Source organism: Microbispora sp. KK1-11, assembly GCF_006874435.1.
GTDB classification, from domain to species: domain Bacteria; phylum Actinomycetota; class Actinomycetes; order Streptosporangiales; family Streptosporangiaceae; genus Microbispora; species Microbispora catharanthi.
This window is the reverse complement of the sequence record NZ_VIRJ01000017.1, coordinates 63,009-76,426: the sequence shown is the minus strand read 5'-3', so window position 1 is coordinate 76,426 and position 13,418 is coordinate 63,009. Positions and strand designations below refer to the sequence as shown.

Annotated in this window: 14 protein-coding genes; 5 read left to right on the top strand and 9 right to left on the bottom strand. The window is 70.9% G+C overall.

What is annotated here, in order from left to right:
* Window position 1: 1 nt before the first annotated feature.
* The 3 genes from FLW16_RS23790 to FLW16_RS23780 form a co-directional block, all read right to left on the bottom strand.
* Entirely contained in the window at window positions 2-1,351 is a 1,350-nt protein-coding gene (locus FLW16_RS23790; RefSeq protein ID WP_142562328.1) for a TrkH family potassium uptake protein, read from the bottom strand.
* Between the two features lie 219 nt (window positions 1,352-1,570).
* Window positions 1,571-2,746 carry a GDSL-type esterase/lipase family protein gene (locus FLW16_RS23785; protein WP_142562327.1) on the bottom strand — a complete coding sequence of 392 codons (1,176 nt, stop codon included), beginning with the start codon at window positions 2,744-2,746 and terminating at the stop codon, window positions 1,571-1,573.
* A 61-nt stretch (window positions 2,747-2,807) separates the two neighbouring features.
* A complete protein-coding gene (locus FLW16_RS23780) occupies window positions 2,808-3,377 on the bottom strand; it encodes a TetR/AcrR family transcriptional regulator (protein ID WP_142562326.1) in 570 nt (189 codons plus the stop codon).
* A 126-nt stretch (window positions 3,378-3,503) separates the two neighbouring features.
* Between FLW16_RS23780 and FLW16_RS23775 the strand changes: the two genes are divergently transcribed.
* Both FLW16_RS23775 and FLW16_RS23770 read left to right on the top strand, forming a co-directional pair.
* Window positions 3,504-3,842, top strand: coding sequence for a PadR family transcriptional regulator (locus FLW16_RS23775; protein WP_231514017.1), 339 nt, complete (start codon window positions 3,504-3,506; stop codon window positions 3,840-3,842).
* Window positions 3,839-4,954 (top strand): hypothetical protein, encoded by a 1,116-nt coding sequence (locus FLW16_RS23770; protein WP_142562325.1) that lies wholly within the window; start codon window positions 3,839-3,841, stop codon window positions 4,952-4,954. The genes FLW16_RS23775 and FLW16_RS23770 overlap by 4 nt, the downstream gene beginning before the upstream one ends.
* A gap of 15 nt (window positions 4,955-4,969) precedes the next feature.
* On the opposite strand, the gene FLW16_RS23765 is transcribed toward FLW16_RS23770, so the two are convergent.
* Complete coding sequence (locus FLW16_RS23765; protein ID WP_142562324.1) at window positions 4,970-5,518, bottom strand: TetR/AcrR family transcriptional regulator; 549 nt, start codon at window positions 5,516-5,518, stop codon at window positions 4,970-4,972.
* Between the two features lie 87 nt (window positions 5,519-5,605).
* Between FLW16_RS23765 and FLW16_RS23760 the strand changes: the two genes are divergently transcribed.
* Window positions 5,606-6,751: an NAD(P)/FAD-dependent oxidoreductase gene (locus FLW16_RS23760; protein ID WP_142562323.1), complete on the top strand. Its 1,146-nt coding sequence runs from the start codon at window positions 5,606-5,608 to the stop codon at window positions 6,749-6,751.
* 60 nt (window positions 6,752-6,811) lie between these two features.
* Here the strand turns inward: FLW16_RS23760 and FLW16_RS23755 are convergent, their stop codons facing one another.
* The 4 genes from FLW16_RS23755 to FLW16_RS23735 all read right to left on the bottom strand — a co-directional run bounded on the left by FLW16_RS23755 (window position 6,812) and on the right by FLW16_RS23735 (window position 11,729).
* Window positions 6,812-9,058, bottom strand: coding sequence for an N-acetylmuramoyl-L-alanine amidase (locus FLW16_RS23755; RefSeq protein ID WP_142562322.1), 2,247 nt, complete (start codon window positions 9,056-9,058; stop codon window positions 6,812-6,814).
* Between the two features lie 174 nt (window positions 9,059-9,232).
* On the bottom strand, window positions 9,233-10,663 hold the full coding sequence (locus tag FLW16_RS23750; RefSeq protein ID WP_142562321.1) for a family 43 glycosylhydrolase: 1,431 nt from the start codon (window positions 10,661-10,663) through the stop codon (window positions 9,233-9,235).
* Between the two features lie 134 nt (window positions 10,664-10,797).
* Window positions 10,798-11,253, bottom strand: a complete 456-nt coding sequence (locus FLW16_RS43890) for a hypothetical protein (protein ID WP_185949562.1) — start codon at window positions 11,251-11,253, stop codon at window positions 10,798-10,800.
* A 158-nt stretch (window positions 11,254-11,411) separates the two neighbouring features.
* Entirely contained in the window at window positions 11,412-11,729 is a 318-nt protein-coding gene (locus FLW16_RS23735; RefSeq protein WP_142562320.1) for a hypothetical protein, read from the bottom strand.
* A gap of 70 nt (window positions 11,730-11,799) precedes the next feature.
* Between FLW16_RS23735 and FLW16_RS23730 the strand changes: the two genes are divergently transcribed.
* Window positions 11,800-12,693: a LysR family transcriptional regulator gene (locus tag FLW16_RS23730; RefSeq protein WP_142562319.1), complete on the top strand. Its 894-nt coding sequence runs from the start codon at window positions 11,800-11,802 to the stop codon at window positions 12,691-12,693.
* A 28-nt stretch (window positions 12,694-12,721) separates the two neighbouring features.
* Here the strand turns inward: FLW16_RS23730 and FLW16_RS44590 are convergent, their stop codons facing one another.
* On the bottom strand, window positions 12,722-12,991 hold the full coding sequence (locus FLW16_RS44590; RefSeq protein WP_221891248.1) for a hypothetical protein: 270 nt from the start codon (window positions 12,989-12,991) through the stop codon (window positions 12,722-12,724).
* Between the two features lie 146 nt (window positions 12,992-13,137).
* Here FLW16_RS44590 and FLW16_RS23720 point away from each other — a divergent pair, with 146 nt between their 5' ends.
* Window positions 13,138-13,287, top strand: coding sequence for a hypothetical protein (locus FLW16_RS23720; protein WP_221891247.1), 150 nt, complete (start codon window positions 13,138-13,140; stop codon window positions 13,285-13,287).
* Window positions 13,288-13,418 lie beyond the last annotated feature (131 nt).

Genomic DNA, 13,418 nt, shown 5'->3' with positions numbered 1-13,418 from the left:
GTCAGCCAACGATGACGTCCTCCTCAGGTAATTCATAGCGGCGGGTGCGCTCCTTGAGCGCCAGGGCTGAGCCCAGCGTGAGCGGGCCGATCCGGCCGACGAACATCAGCAGCGTGAGCAGCACCTGCGCGGCGGGGGAGACGGCGGAGGCGACGCCGACGGACAGTCCGGTCGTGCCGAAGGCGGAGACGACCTCGAAGAGCACCCGGTCCAGGGAGTGCGGCGTCAGCACCAGCAGGACGTAGGTGAACAGCGCGACCAGGGCCACGCTCAGCGCGGTCAGCGAGACCGCCTGTCGCTGCGCCGCCTCGGTGAGGCGGCGGTGGCCGATGTTCACCCGGCTCTCGCCGCGCAGCTCCGCCCAGACGATGAACGTGAGCAGGCCCAGCGTGGTGACCTTGATGCCGCCGGCGGTGCCCGCGCTGCCGCCGCCGACGAACATCAGCAGCTCGGTGACGAGCCAGCTGGAGGGGTGCATCTGCGTGATGTCGAGGCTGTTGAACCCGGCGCTGCGCGGCATGACGGCGGTGAAGAACGCGGCGAGCAGCTTGCCCTGCCCGTCCATCGGCCCGAGCGTGCGGGGGTTGGTCCACTCCGTGAGAAGGAAGACCAGAGTGCCGCCCGCAAGCAGGACTGCGGTGACCGTGAGCGTGATGCGGGTGAGCAGCGACCAGCGGCCGGGGCGGCGCCAGGAACGGCGCAGCTCGAACACCACGGGATAGCCGAGCCCGCCCACGATCACCGCCGACGCGACGGTCAGGCAGACCCACGGATCGGCGGCGAACCTGACCATGCTGTCGGGCCACAGCGCGAAACCGGCGTTGTTGAACGACGAGACCGCGTGGAACAGGCCCAGATACAGGCCGCGCCCGACGGGCTCGCCATACCCGAGCACGAACCTGAGCGTGAGAACGGTTCCCACGACGGCCTCGCAGAGCAGGTTGAAGAGCACGACCTTGCCCACCACGCGCCGCAGGTCGCTGCCGTTGAGCACCCTGGTCTCGGCCTGCGCGGACAACCGGGCCCGCAGGCCCAGCCTCCGGGAGACGAGCAGGGTGAAGACGGTCGCGAGGGTCATGATGCCGAGGCCGCCCACCTGGATCAGGACGGCGATGACCACCTCGCCGAACACCGACCAGTGCGTGGCCGTGTCGACGACGGTCAGCCCGTTCACGCACACCGCCGACGTCGCGGTGAACAGGGCGGTGATCCAGTCCGCGGGCTTCCCCGAGGTCGTGGCGAGCGGACTGGACAGCAGGGCGGTCCCCAGGAGAATCGTCACCCCGAACACCGTCGTGATGACCTGCGCCGGCTGGTGGAAACGCGCCACCATGGCCCAGAACAGCCTCATGTGGGCTTCTCTCCGTCGTCACGGCCCCGTACGCGTCCGCGCGGCCGGCCGTGCCAGGCGGGGCTCTCGCGTTCGTCGTCGAACCAGCGGGGCGTCTGCGATACCACCGAGAACCTCCGTGTGGGCAACGGGACCATGTCCGCCGACCCGACTTCCCGGCACACCGCGGCCTACCGTAACAGCACATTTCCCACCAGGCACATCAGGGCGGGATTCCGGTCAGCCGGTCGTGATGGCGAACGGGCCGCCGCCGCCGAAGACGAGGCGGGCGAAGTTCTCGCCGATGCGGCGATGGCCCGCGGGGTCGGGGTGCACCTCGTCGGGCAGCGGCAGTTCCGCGTAGTCCGCCTCGCCGTAGAGGTCGCGGCCGTCGAGGTAGTGCAGGTTCGGGTCGTCGACCGCCCGCTGCCGGACGATCCGGGCGAGTTCGTCGCGGATGACGTTGAGCGTCAGACGCCCGGCGGCGCGCTCGGCGGGATCCCCCGTGGCCTTGAACCGCACGGTCCCGCCGTCGAAGTCGGGCGCGAGCGGGCCGGGGGTGTCCTCCTGGACCGGGCACAGGATGGAGGACACGACCAGCAGCGGCGTGGCCGGATGCCCCTCGCGGATGGTGTCGAGGAAGCCGTGGACCGCGGGGGTGAAGGCGCGCAGGCGCATCACGTCGCCGTTGACGATGTTGATACCGATCTTGACGCTGATCAGGTCGGCGGGGGCGTCCCGCATCGCCCGGGCGGTGAACGGGTCGAGCAGCGCGCTGCCGCCGAACCCCAGATTGATCAGCTCCACTCCGCCCAGGGCGGCGGCCAGGGCCGGCCAGATGGCGGTCGGGTGGGCGGCGTTCGAGCCGTGGCTGATGGAACTGCCGTGGTGCAGCCACACCCTGAGTCCGCCGTCCGGCGCCGGCTCGACCGGGGCGTCGGTGCGCAGCGCGATCAGCTCGGTGATCTCCGTGTGAGGAAGCCAGATCTCGACGTTCTTGTCACGCGCGGGAAGATCGGCGAAGCGGGCGGTGCCGGGAGGTCCTTCGCGCAGCTCAGCCGACTGCGTGGCCATGTCGATCACGCGGACGTTGCCGCCGGTCACGGTGGCCTGGGCCGTGAGGCGGCCGTCGACGAGCAGGTCGTATACGCCGTCCGCCGGGGCCGGGAGACCCCGGTAGGCCCTCTTGGTCGGCAGCGTGTCCAGTTCGATGGTGGTGGCCCGGGTCCGGAACGCCAGGCGTACGCCGGACGGCTGGGCCTCGGCCATGGCCAGTTGCCCGTCGGGGATCTGACGGCGAGCCCAGGCGGGCAGCCGGTGCGGCAGCAGGCCGTGCGCCGTGCGTTCCACGTCGAGGACGCCGCGCAGGACGTCCGGGGTGACGGGTGTGGTGATCCAGTCGTGCTCGATGCTCATGTCCTCAGCCTGTTGATCGGGTCGCCGGCGTGTTCCGCCGCGTCGGTGCGGGCCCTGGTGGTCAGGGCGTGGTCCGGTTGCGCAGCAGGGTGTCGAGGGAGTCCACGATCCAGGACCAGGATTCCTCCGGGTCGACGGCGGTGTGGCTGAAGCCTCCGCTCATCTCCAGGCTGACGTAGCCGTGGAAGACGCTGCCCAGCATCCGGACCGCGTGTGTCTGGTCCGGCTCCGCGATGTCGTAGCCGCGCAGGATGGCCCGCGTCATCTGTGCGTGCCTGACGCCGGCGCTGGCGGCCGCCGTCTCGGGGTCGAGCCTGAGACGGGCGGCGTCGTAGCGGCCTGGATGCTCGCGGGCGTAGCCGCGGTAGGCGTCCGCGAAGGCGGCCAGGGCGTCCTTGCCGGCGCGCCCGGCCAGCGCGTCGGCGACCCGGTCGGCGAGCTCCTCCAGCGCGAACAGGGCGATCCCGGTCTTCAGGTCCTGGGAGCTCTTCAGGTGTGAGTAGAGACTCGCGACCTTGACGCCGAACCGCCGGGCCAGCGCCGAGATCGTCACCTGGTCGAAGCCGACCTCGTCGGCCAGCTCCGCCCCCGCCCTGATCAGGCGTTCCGTGGTCAGCCCCGCCCGCACCATAACCCTCTCCCTGCTTGTCCTGAACTCATTATGGATTTGCCTAATACATTTAGGCAAATCGCCGATGATTCTCGAGATGATGTACGGCGCGCTTGAATATCATGTCTGCCGATATATCCTGGGGGTGTGACAGCACGGGCGATGACGGAACCGGCGTTCCTCGTTCTCACCGCACTCGTCGACGAGCCGCGGCACGGCTACGGCATCGCGCAGGAGGTCGAGCGGCTCTCCGGAGGGCGCGTTCAACTCAAGATCGGCACCCTGTACGGCGTGCTCGACCGGCTCGCGGCCGACGGGTTCGTGGAGGCGGACCGCGAGGAGGTGCGGCAGGGGCGGCTGCGCCGCTATTACCGGCTGACCGACGAGGGGGCGCGGGCGCTGGAGGAGGAGGCCGTACGGCTGGCCGACAACGCGCGCCGCGCCGTCGAGCGGCTGCGGCTCCGGCAGGCGGGAGGGCTGGCATGAGCGAGCGAATCAGTAGGCACAGCGAGCGAAGCGGTGGACGCAGCCTGCTCGAGGAGCGCTACCGGCGGTGGTTGCGGCTGTTGCCGGCGTCCTACCGGGCCGAGCGCGAGGAGGAGATGGTCTCGGCCTTCATGGAAGGCGCCCGGCCTGGGCGGACCGGGCACGACGACCAGCGTCCGCGTTTCCTGGAGATCGCCAGCGTGGCCGCGCTCGCGCTGCGGCTGCGGCTGGGCGGTCCGGGGTCACCGCCGGCGTCCTATCTGTGGGGTGAGGCGGTCCGCCGCGCCGCCCTGCTCGGCCTCGTCTTCTGGACGATGATCGCCGGCCTGTACGCCGGGCAGGCGGTGCTGACGTACGGCATCCCCGTGGACGCTCTGCCTGACGGCGTCATGGGCATCGGTGATCCCGGGTCGCCCGATCGGGTGCGGCTCGTGCTGGCGGACCTGACGCCGCTGCTGTGGGCGGCCGGCCTGGGCGCGCTCGTCCGAGGCCGCGCCGGCACGGCCAAGGCGGCGGCCACCGCCGCCCTGGTCGTGCCGTACGTGCTGATGCCGCCGTTCATCCTCGGGTGGGAGAGCGCGGTGCGCTGGGCCTGCTCGGCCCTTCCGGCCGTGGTCACGGTGCTGGCGCTGGCGATCGGGTTCCACCGCGACGCGCCGCCGCCCCGCCTGCCCGCGCGGCGGGCCCTGCTCCTGCTCGCGCTCCCGATCGCCGTGGGCCTCCTGCTCTCTCTGGTCGTCGGTGTGCTCGGGGCGGCGACGCGGGCGGGGGCCATCTCCGCACGGCTTCTCATTCCGGTGTGGATGGGGGTCGACGCGACGGGCCTCGCGTGCCTGTCGCTGCCGGCGGTCGCGGTGTGGTGCGTGATCCGGCGCCGGACGCCGGGGTGGCCCGCCGCGCCCGTGGCGCTGGCGGCGGCGATTCTCACCGTGCCCGTCGCGCTCGCCCGGGCGACCACGTGGCCGCTGGGCGTGGCCGACATGACCCGCCTCGCCGCGACCCTGCAACTGGCCGTGCTCGTGGCGAGCGGGATCACGCTCGTCGTCATCGGCGTACGGGCGCTGCGAGCGGCGGACGGAGGCCTCACCGAGGTGCTCGGGCAGCCCGGATGACGACCGGCCGCGTCGTCAGGGCGTCGGAGCGACGTACCGCTGTATGACCGGGCCCAGCCACTCGATGAGCTCCTGCCGGGTCATCGCGACTAACGGGGGAAGAGCGAGCACGTAGCGGCACAGCGCCATGCCGAGGATCTGGCTGGCGGCCAGGGCGGCGCGCGCCGGGGCGGTGGCGGGGTCGCCGGCCTTCGCGGCGACCGGCACGAGCTGCCCGGAGAAGATGGACCGCATCCGCTCGGCGACCGCGTCGTTGGTGACCGCGGTCCGCAGCAGGATCAGCAGCGCCTCGTCGCGCTCCCACCGGTCGAGGAAGTGACCGACGAGCATGGCTCCGGCGTCCTCCGGGGGAGCCGACATCAGGTCCGGCAGTTCGAGGTCGAACTCCGCGGCGGCGGCGAACAGCCGCTCCTTGTTGCCGAAATAGCGCATCACCATCGACGGGTCGATGCCGGCGTCCGCCGCGATGGCGCGGATGGTCGCCCGGTCGTACCCGTCGGCGGCGAACCGCTCGCGGGCGGCGGCCAGGATGAGCGCCTTGGTGTCCTCCGAGCGTCTTCCCATGCCAACAACTGTAGGCCAACACCTGTTGACACTCAAACCGCCACTCCTTAGTGTCGATGCCAACAAGTGTTGACTTAGGAGGTTGGCATGCTTCCGCAGAGCACGGAGGTGCTGGTGGCCGGAGCGGGGCCGGTCGGGCTGACGACCGCGCTGGCGCTGCGGCGACAGGGCCGGGCGGTCACCGTCGTGGACGACCAGGCCGAGGGGGCCAACACCTCGCGTGCGGCCGTCGTGCACGCCCGCACCCTGGAACTACTGGAGCCGTACGCCGTGACGCCCGCACTGGTGGACCGGGGCGTGCACGTCCCGCGCTTCACCATCAGAGACCGTGACACGATTCTGGTGCCGGTCTCGTTCGGCGACCTGCCGACGGCGTATCCGTACACGTTGATGATCTCCCAGGCGGACACCGAGGCGTTCCTGCTCAAGCGGCTGCGGGAGACCGGCGCCGATGTGGAGCGCCCCGCCGCCGTTGCCCGGCTCGACCAGGACGCCGAGGGCGTCGAGGCGACCCTCGCGGACGGCCGGCGAATCCGGGCGCGCTACGTCGTCGGCGCGGACGGCGTGCACAGCACCGTGCGCGAGCAGGCCGGCATCGTCTTCTCCGGGGGGACGTACGCCGAATCGTTCACCCTCGCGGACGTGCGCCTGTCGGGAGGTGTCCCGCGCGACGAGGTGATCCTGTACTTCTCCCCGGCGGGACTGGTCGTCGCCGCGCCCCTGCCCGGCGGCCTGCATCGGATCGTTGCCACCGTGGACGAGGCTCCCCGCCGCCCGGACGTCGCGTTCGTCCAGGAGTTGGTGGACGCTCGGGGCCCGAGGCGGCGTCGCGCCATCGTGCACGAGGTGATCTGGGGATCGCGGTTCCGCGTCCATCATCGGATCGCCGACCGGTTCAGGTCCGGGCGGATCCTGCTCGCCGGAGACGCCGCCCATGTCCACTCCCCGGCGGGCGGCCAGGGCATGAACCTCGGGATCGAGGACGGCGTCGTCCTTGGGGAGACGCTGGCCCGCGTGCTGTCCGGCGAACCGGAGGACCTGCTGGACGCTTACGCGGCGAGTCGGCGGCCGGTCGCGGAGGGCGTGGTGAGCCTGGCCGGCCGCCTCACCGGCATCGCCACCGTCTCGGCCGGCCGCCGCCACGCACGCAATGCGGCTCTGCGGCTCGTCGGCCGTCTCGGGCCCGCAAGGCGGCGCCTGGCCAGGCAGCTGTCCGGTCTCGACCGCCGCTGACCGGAGAATCCGCATCCCAGACGTGCCCGATGCGGAACGCGGCCGGGGCCGGGAGACCGCCTAATGACGGGACCACACGTGCCGGTGGTGGGAGCGCCGGCGCGGCTTGCCGTGCCGCACGGGCTTCGCGGACCGGACGGGCGAGGTGGCCGCCGACGTGGCGGCGCCCGGCTCGTAGCCGCCGGCCGACGCCGTCACCCGCACGGACAGCCGGGCGCCGCGGTCGCGGCTCTTGACGTGGTACGTCCGCCCGGTGGCGCCCCTGACCTCGGCGCCGTCGCGCAGCCACTGGAAGCGGATCCGCTTCGGCGACGGCGTCCAGGCGCCGGAGGAGGCGGTCAGCGTGCGGCCCACCTTCGGAACGCCGCGCACGACAGGAGGCGTGGTGTTGACCACCGCGACCGGCCGTGTCTCGTGGAGGTCCACGTCGGCGGCGCGGATGAAGACGTGGCGGTGGGCGTACCAGAGTTGGTAGTAGCGGTCTTGTCCTTTGAGGTCGGTGCGGTCGCCGGGGGCCGATCCGTCGAATGTGGTCGCGCGGTAGTAGTCGGTGACGACGTCGTCGTCGCTTACGGCGTAGGTCTGGCCGGGCTGGATCTTGTATTCCAGTGGTGACAGGGTCTGGACGGGGATGCCGGTGCCGGTGTAGGCGGTCGTTTCGGGGTAGGCGCGGCCGTAGACGGGGGCGGGGGTGGTCGCTCCGGCTTTCACGGTGACGGTTTTGGCCTGGGTGCGGACGACGACGGGGTGGTCGGTGGGGTTGTGCAGCCAGGCCAGGGAGCCGGCCCACCATACGCCGAGCCAGTTGTTCTGGACCTGGGAGACGACGAGTTTGTGGCCGGAGACGACGCGGGCGCTGATGTCGCTTGCGTACGTGGTGCCTGCCTCTCCGGTGGGTTTCCAGCCGGGGTCGGCGGCGAGGGGCGCGGTTTCGGAGGGTGACTGGTGGAGGGGGAGGAAGTTGGTGCCGGCTCCGGGGACGCAGTCGGGGGAGGGTGGGGAGGCGGTGGCGCAGCCGGTCAGGGGCTGGGGGTTGTCCTGGTATCCGGTGCGGACTTCGACGACGTCGCCGGGGGCGACGTCGGTGGTGGTCTTTTGGGTGCCGCCGATGGGGGTGCCGAGCAGGTCGAAGTAGTGGTCCCAGTCCCAGTAGGGGCCGGGGTCCCAGTGCATGCTCTTGGTGGCGCCGAGGACGGTTCCGGGGACCTGGTCGTGGCCGATGACGTGTGCCCGGTCGAGGGGGATGGCGTACTTGCCGGCGAGGTGTTTCACCAGGGTGGCCGATGTCTGGTACATCGATTCGGTGAACCAGTTGGCGGTTCCGGCGAAGCCTTCGTGTTCGATGCCGATGGCGTGCATGTTGACGTACCAGTTGCCGGCGTGCCAGCCGACGTCCTTGGCGTCGAGGTGCTGGGCGATGTGGCCGTCGGAGGACCGGACGGTGTAGTTCCAGGCCATGTACGTGGGGTCCTGCACGAGCCGTACGGAGGGGTCGTAGTAGCCCTCGGTGTCGTGGATGACGATGTAGTCGAGCGTGGGCCCGCCTGGCCCGGTCCTGTCGGCGATGTCGTGGTTGCCGTAGTCGGTCGTGTTGTCCGGGTCGTCCGGGTCGTGTTTGGCGTACGGCGCGGGGATCAGCTCGCAGTCGGGGCCGGACGGGCAGTCGGCGCCCGGGTCGGCCGCCGCCTTGGTCTGTGGGAGCGTGACCGAGTCGTCGGCGGCGAGGGTCACCGTCTGGCCGTCGGCGGTGACGCGGCTCTCGCCGCTGCGCAGGGTCTGATAGACCTGCCGGACGAAGTCGTGCTTGGCGCCGAACCGCGCCACCGCGTCCCGCCAGGAGCCCAGGTCGTCGCCGCCGTCGTGGTAGGACGCCAGCAGGGCCGCGCCGCCGCAGATGTTGGCGTTCGGCTCCCGGCGCAGCGCGTCGGCCGTCAGACCGGTCAGCTCGGCCGCCGCCGCGATCTGGCTCGTGGTCCCGACCGCGTGTCCCTTGTCCGCGCCGTCCCATGCCTCGGGTGCCCGGTCACCGAGGTCGAACACCCCGTAGCCGCCGTCGGAGCTCGGCCTGCCCTGATGGTCGTCCCAGCGGGACAGCATGTACGCCACGGCCTTCAACAGCGACTCGGGTACGCCCGCCGCCTTGGCCGCCTCGCCGAAGGCCGCCTCCCGCGTGGGCGCCGACAGCGTTGCCGTGCAGGCGACCCTCGGCCCGGCCGTGGAGGTGGAGGCGAGGACGGACGGCGCGGCGGGGAACAGCGCCGCCGCCGCGGCGACCGCGACGGCGATGCCGCGATGTGGAGTTCTCAACGTTGTGCGACCCCTTCTCGAATGCCTGTGGGGGGATCAGGCCGGGGCAATCACACCGCCGCGCGCCGCCGTACGCCAGAGCGCTACGCAAATCTCGTCGAGATCGTAACTTTTCGCCAGACAGGCCGAGTCAGATGAAAATCCTCGCCTGAAGCACACTCCTCCTGCCGGGGACTAGTAGACGTAGGGCCAGCCGGCGCTGTCCCAGCCGAGCTTGTTGATGCCGAGGCGGGAGGAGCCGTCGTCGGCGTACCAGTGGTAGAAGAGGATGTCTCCGTCGTTGTCGGCGAGGACGGCCTGGTGGCCGGGACCGTGGATGCTCCCGTGACCGGCCAGCACCTGCGTGCCGCCTCCCGAGGTCATCGCCGTCCCGTTGCGGTCGACGTACGGGCCGGTGACCGAGGTGGAGCGGCCCACCATGATGCGGTAGGTGCTGGAGGCGCCCTTGCAGCACAGGTCGAAGGAGACGAACTGGTAGTAGTAGCCGCCGTGCCGGTAGATGAACGGCGCCTCGATCGCGCCGCCGCCCCGGCCGGCGATGCTGAGGATGGTGCCGTTCAGCCGCTTGCCGGTGGCCGGGTCGAGCTGGACCATCTTGATCCCCGACCAGAACGAGCCGAAGTCGAGCCACCAGCGGCCCTGGTCGTCGATGACGAGGTTGGGGTCGATGGCGTTCCAGTTGTCGGAGGTGTTCGACTCGATGACCAGGCCCTGGTTGGCCCACGAGCCGGAGGCCCCGGTCGTGCTGGTGGCCAGGAAGATGCCCGAGTGGTTGGAGCCGAAGGTCGAGGCCGCGTAGTACATGTAGTACTTGCCGTTGACGTAGGTGATGTCCGGCGCCCACAGGTCGTTGCTGTTGTTGGTGTAGCCGTGCGCCCAGGAGGCCCCGCCGGGAAACGCCGCACCCGCGTTGCGCCAGGCGGTCCGGTCGGTCGAGGTCTTGATCTGGATGCCGTTGCCGGTGTAGGCGAGCAGGTAGGTGCCGTCCGGCTTCTTGGTCACCTCGGGGTCGTGCACGTTGATGTCGCCGGTGACGTAGCCCGGGTCGGGGTAGGAGGTGACCTTGACGAGCTGCCACTGCTGGTTGGCGCCGTTGAGGTCGGCGTACTGGGAGATGCGGCCGCCGTCGGCGGTGGACCACTCCCAGACTTCGAGGGCCTTGCCGCTGTTGCGGTTGATCAGCTTGACATAGCCGCTGTCGGTGTCGACGACCCGGAACTGCTGGTTGGCGGCGTTCTTGTCGGTGTACTGGATCACGTCGGCGCCGTCGGCGGTGGAGCGGCCGGAGATGTCGACGACCTTGCCGCTGTGGCGCGACCTGAGGCGGTAGTAGCCGCCGCCGGAGTCGACGAACTGCCACTGCTGCCAGGCGCCGTCGTTGCGGGACCACTGCACCAGGGGCGCGCCGTCGTTCGTCGCCATGTCGTAGACGTCCAGCGCCTTGCCGCTGTTGCGGTTGACCAGCACGTACGACGCGCTCGTGTCGACAGTCGCCGCATGGGCGGGGCCGGCGGCCATGAGGGATGGACAGATCGCGAGCAGCGCCAGGACCGCCAGGGCGAGGACGCGGCGCGGCCACGCGGGAGAACGTGCGGAGGTGTCCATGGGGGTGCCTCTCGTCGAAACGGACGGTACGGAGTGGGGATGTGAGCGCTAACAAACGTGGTCCGGGAGCGCCCTCGATCACGCTGTCGTTCACCGGAGATTGCCGCTCAGTGTCAGCGTCGGTTTCCGGGTCGTCAAGGGCCCCCGTCAAACGGCGCCGGCGCGCCCCGCGCTCGCCCGGCCGCGTACGCGGGCGATGAAAACGCTTTCGAGAGCTCGGGTCGCCGGGCGGGAATCGTCCGTCTGACCTGCTTCCGGCGCTCCGGACCTGTCGTCGCGGTCTCCCGATGCGACGAGACGTCCTTGCGCGTCGAGAAGGCGGCGACGGCGGTGAAAGTTTCCGCGTCGCCGAACGCCCGGGCCGGCGGCACCGCGTGGCGGTGGGGTAGGGCTGGACGCCGGGCGGATTGAGGCTGAGCACCGCCATGTCCTGCCCGAGCGTCCATCTCCCGCAGCCGGGCATCGAGGTCGCTGGGCCGGGCGCGAGAGCCGGGAGGGCTGTCTACCGTGGACATCGAAGCCATCTCGGTCTCGTCGCCCGGCACGACGTGCAGGCCGTGCGCGACGCGCAGGAACGCCTCGGTGGCCATGTGCTCCTCGACGCGATGACCCTCATGCCCGTCGCCCGCCGTCGACGGACATCGCGATCCCGGTGATGTAGGACGCGGCGTCCGAGGAGAGCCAGGCCGCCGCACGGCCGATCCGCTGCTGGCCCCGGTGACCAGGCCCGCCTTTCAGGAAGCGTCGCTCATGCCAGCGCCTCGTGGTTCGCCCAGGCGACCTTGTACGGGTGCCGGGACTGCCAGCGGCCGATGACCTCGTGCATGCCCGGCGCGGTGAACGCCTTCGCGAGGGCATCGGTGTCGGCGACGGCCACCTGCACGATCGCGGTCGCGATCAGGGCCGGAATGGCCTCCTCGCCGGGAACGGGAATGTGGCGCCGGGTCGCGACCGACTGCACGAAACCGGAGTCGAGCATGACCTTTTCGATATCCGCGAGGTACTGGTCTAGCTCGGTGTCGGGCAGCGGCTGGTCGAAGGAGACAATCATCGTGTGGTTGATCATGCAGCCATTCTGGGTTCCGCACGGCACCCGCGTCCAAGACCGGTTCGCCATCCGGCGATAACCTGGAGGCATGGTCGAACTGGAGACTCGCGAGCTCGAGTACTTCATCGCGCTCGCCGACGAGCTGCACTTCGGCCGGGCCGCCGTCCGGCTCTCGATCGCCCAGCCGGCGCTGTCGAAGGCCATCCGACGGATCGAGACCCGGCTCGGTGTCCCGCTCTTCATCCGCTCCAGCCGGCACGTCGAGCTCACCCCGGCAGGGAAGGCGTTGCAGGAACATGGCCGGCACGCGCTCAACGCGGTCAGCGCCGCCATCCGGCACGCCCAGCGTGCCGGCGATACCCAGGCCCACCTGCGGCTCGTGCTCAAGCCCGGCGGCGACGCCGGCCTGCTCTCCGGGCTCCTGGCGGAATACGCGCACCAGCCCGACGCCCGCCAGGTGGACATCCTGTTCAGCGGCCCGGCCGATCGCGCCGACTTCCTGCGCGACGGCCGGGCCGACGTCGGCTTGCTCTACGCGCCGTTCGACGACCTCGACGGCCTGGCCCACGAGACGCTGCACACCGAGGATCGCGTTGTCGTCGTCCCGGCCGGACACCGGCTGGCCGGGCACGCTTCGGTGCGCATGTCCGATCTGGATGGTGAGACGCTGCCACGCTGGAAAGGAATACCGGGAGGCGATGGCACCGGTCCCGAGGTCGCCGATGTGGTCCAGATGCTTCAGATGATCACGGTGGGCCGGATGATCGGGATGCTGCCCCGCTCGCTGGTCGAACCGATCCCGCCCGGCCTGGCCTGCGTCCCGGTGGCCGACGCGCCGCCGAGCCGCCTGGTGCTCGCCTGGGTCGAGCAGGACCGCCGGCCGCTGGTCGCCTCGTTCGTGGCCGCCGCACTCAGGTCGCGCCGGGACACGACTCGATCGGACATCGACGAACCTGACGCGCCGCTCGTCACTCCCCGGTGAGAAGGGCGATCTTCGGGTGTCCAGGCGGTCATCGCATCAGGCCCTCCGCCGGGTCGGTGCTCGGTTGCCCGGTGGTCCATGAGGTGAGGATGCGCAGGGCGTCGTGGGCCCAGTCCTGGTGCAGTTGCCTGACCACCGGGTTCGTGAACAGCGGCCGCAGGTGGTTGCGCCGGTGGGCCGGGATGGCGGCGAAGTTCGTGTAGAGGGCTGCGGAGGCGGGGTTCCAGGCCAGGATGTCCAGGCGTTTGCCGAGGACGAGCGCGGGGGTTTCGGTGAGCTGGTCGAGCAGACGTCGCATGGCGGGACGCAGGCTTTGGGCGGGCCGGCGGCGGCGTGGGCGGGCGGAGTCCGTCTCCGGAAGGCCGCACTCCCGCGGTGTCAGCTGGGCCCGGCAGGCCTTGTTCCGTCTCGGCGCCGACGGTACGCAGGATCCAGCCGTCTTCCGTGCCCTGCTGGACGCCGCCGCCACGGCCCCGCCGCGGCGCCGCACGCGGCGAGGACCCTGGCGCGATGACCATGTTCCCGGAGACCGCCGAGCAGGCTCGCGCGCTCGGCGGCCGGCACGGTGCCACCACCCACCTCACCACCGACTGATGTGAACCGCGCCGAGTGTCGTGGCGGCCGGTGATGAAAGCAGCACGTTCTCCGGCTTGATCCCGCGCCGGCACCACCCTCATTTCTGAGTCGGTCGACTGACTAGGAGTGGACAGGCGGCCTCCCAAGCC

What these genes read in the sequence shown, in the direction of transcription:
- FLW16_RS23735 (WP_142562320.1), bottom strand. Translation starts at nt 11,729, where the DNA reads ATGATCAACCACACGATGATTGTCTCCTTCGACCAGCCGCTGCCCGAC.
- FLW16_RS23730 (WP_142562319.1), top strand. Translation starts at nt 11,800, where the DNA reads ATGGTCGAACTGGAGACTCGCGAGCTCGAGTACTTCATCGCGCTCGCC.
- FLW16_RS44590 (WP_221891248.1), bottom strand. Translation starts at nt 12,991, where the DNA reads ATGCGACGTCTGCTCGACCAGCTCACCGAAACCCCCGCGCTCGTCCTC.
- FLW16_RS23765 (WP_142562324.1), bottom strand. Translation starts at nt 5,518, where the DNA reads ATGGGAAGACGCTCGGAGGACACCAAGGCGCTCATCCTGGCCGCCGCC.
- FLW16_RS43890 (WP_185949562.1), bottom strand. Translation starts at nt 11,253, where the DNA reads ATGGCCACCGAGGCGTTCCTGCGCGTCGCGCACGGCCTGCACGTCGTG.
- FLW16_RS23780 (WP_142562326.1), bottom strand. Translation starts at nt 3,377, where the DNA reads ATGGTGCGGGCGGGGCTGACCACGGAACGCCTGATCAGGGCGGGGGCG.
- FLW16_RS23760 (WP_142562323.1), top strand. Translation starts at nt 5,606, where the DNA reads ATGCTTCCGCAGAGCACGGAGGTGCTGGTGGCCGGAGCGGGGCCGGTC.
- FLW16_RS23750 (WP_142562321.1), bottom strand. Translation starts at nt 10,663, where the DNA reads ATGGACACCTCCGCACGTTCTCCCGCGTGGCCGCGCCGCGTCCTCGCC.
- FLW16_RS23785 (WP_142562327.1), bottom strand. Translation starts at nt 2,746, where the DNA reads ATGAGCATCGAGCACGACTGGATCACCACACCCGTCACCCCGGACGTC.
- FLW16_RS23790 (WP_142562328.1), bottom strand. Translation starts at nt 1,351, where the DNA reads ATGAGGCTGTTCTGGGCCATGGTGGCGCGTTTCCACCAGCCGGCGCAG.
- FLW16_RS23770 (WP_142562325.1), top strand. Translation starts at nt 3,839, where the DNA reads ATGAGCGAGCGAATCAGTAGGCACAGCGAGCGAAGCGGTGGACGCAGC.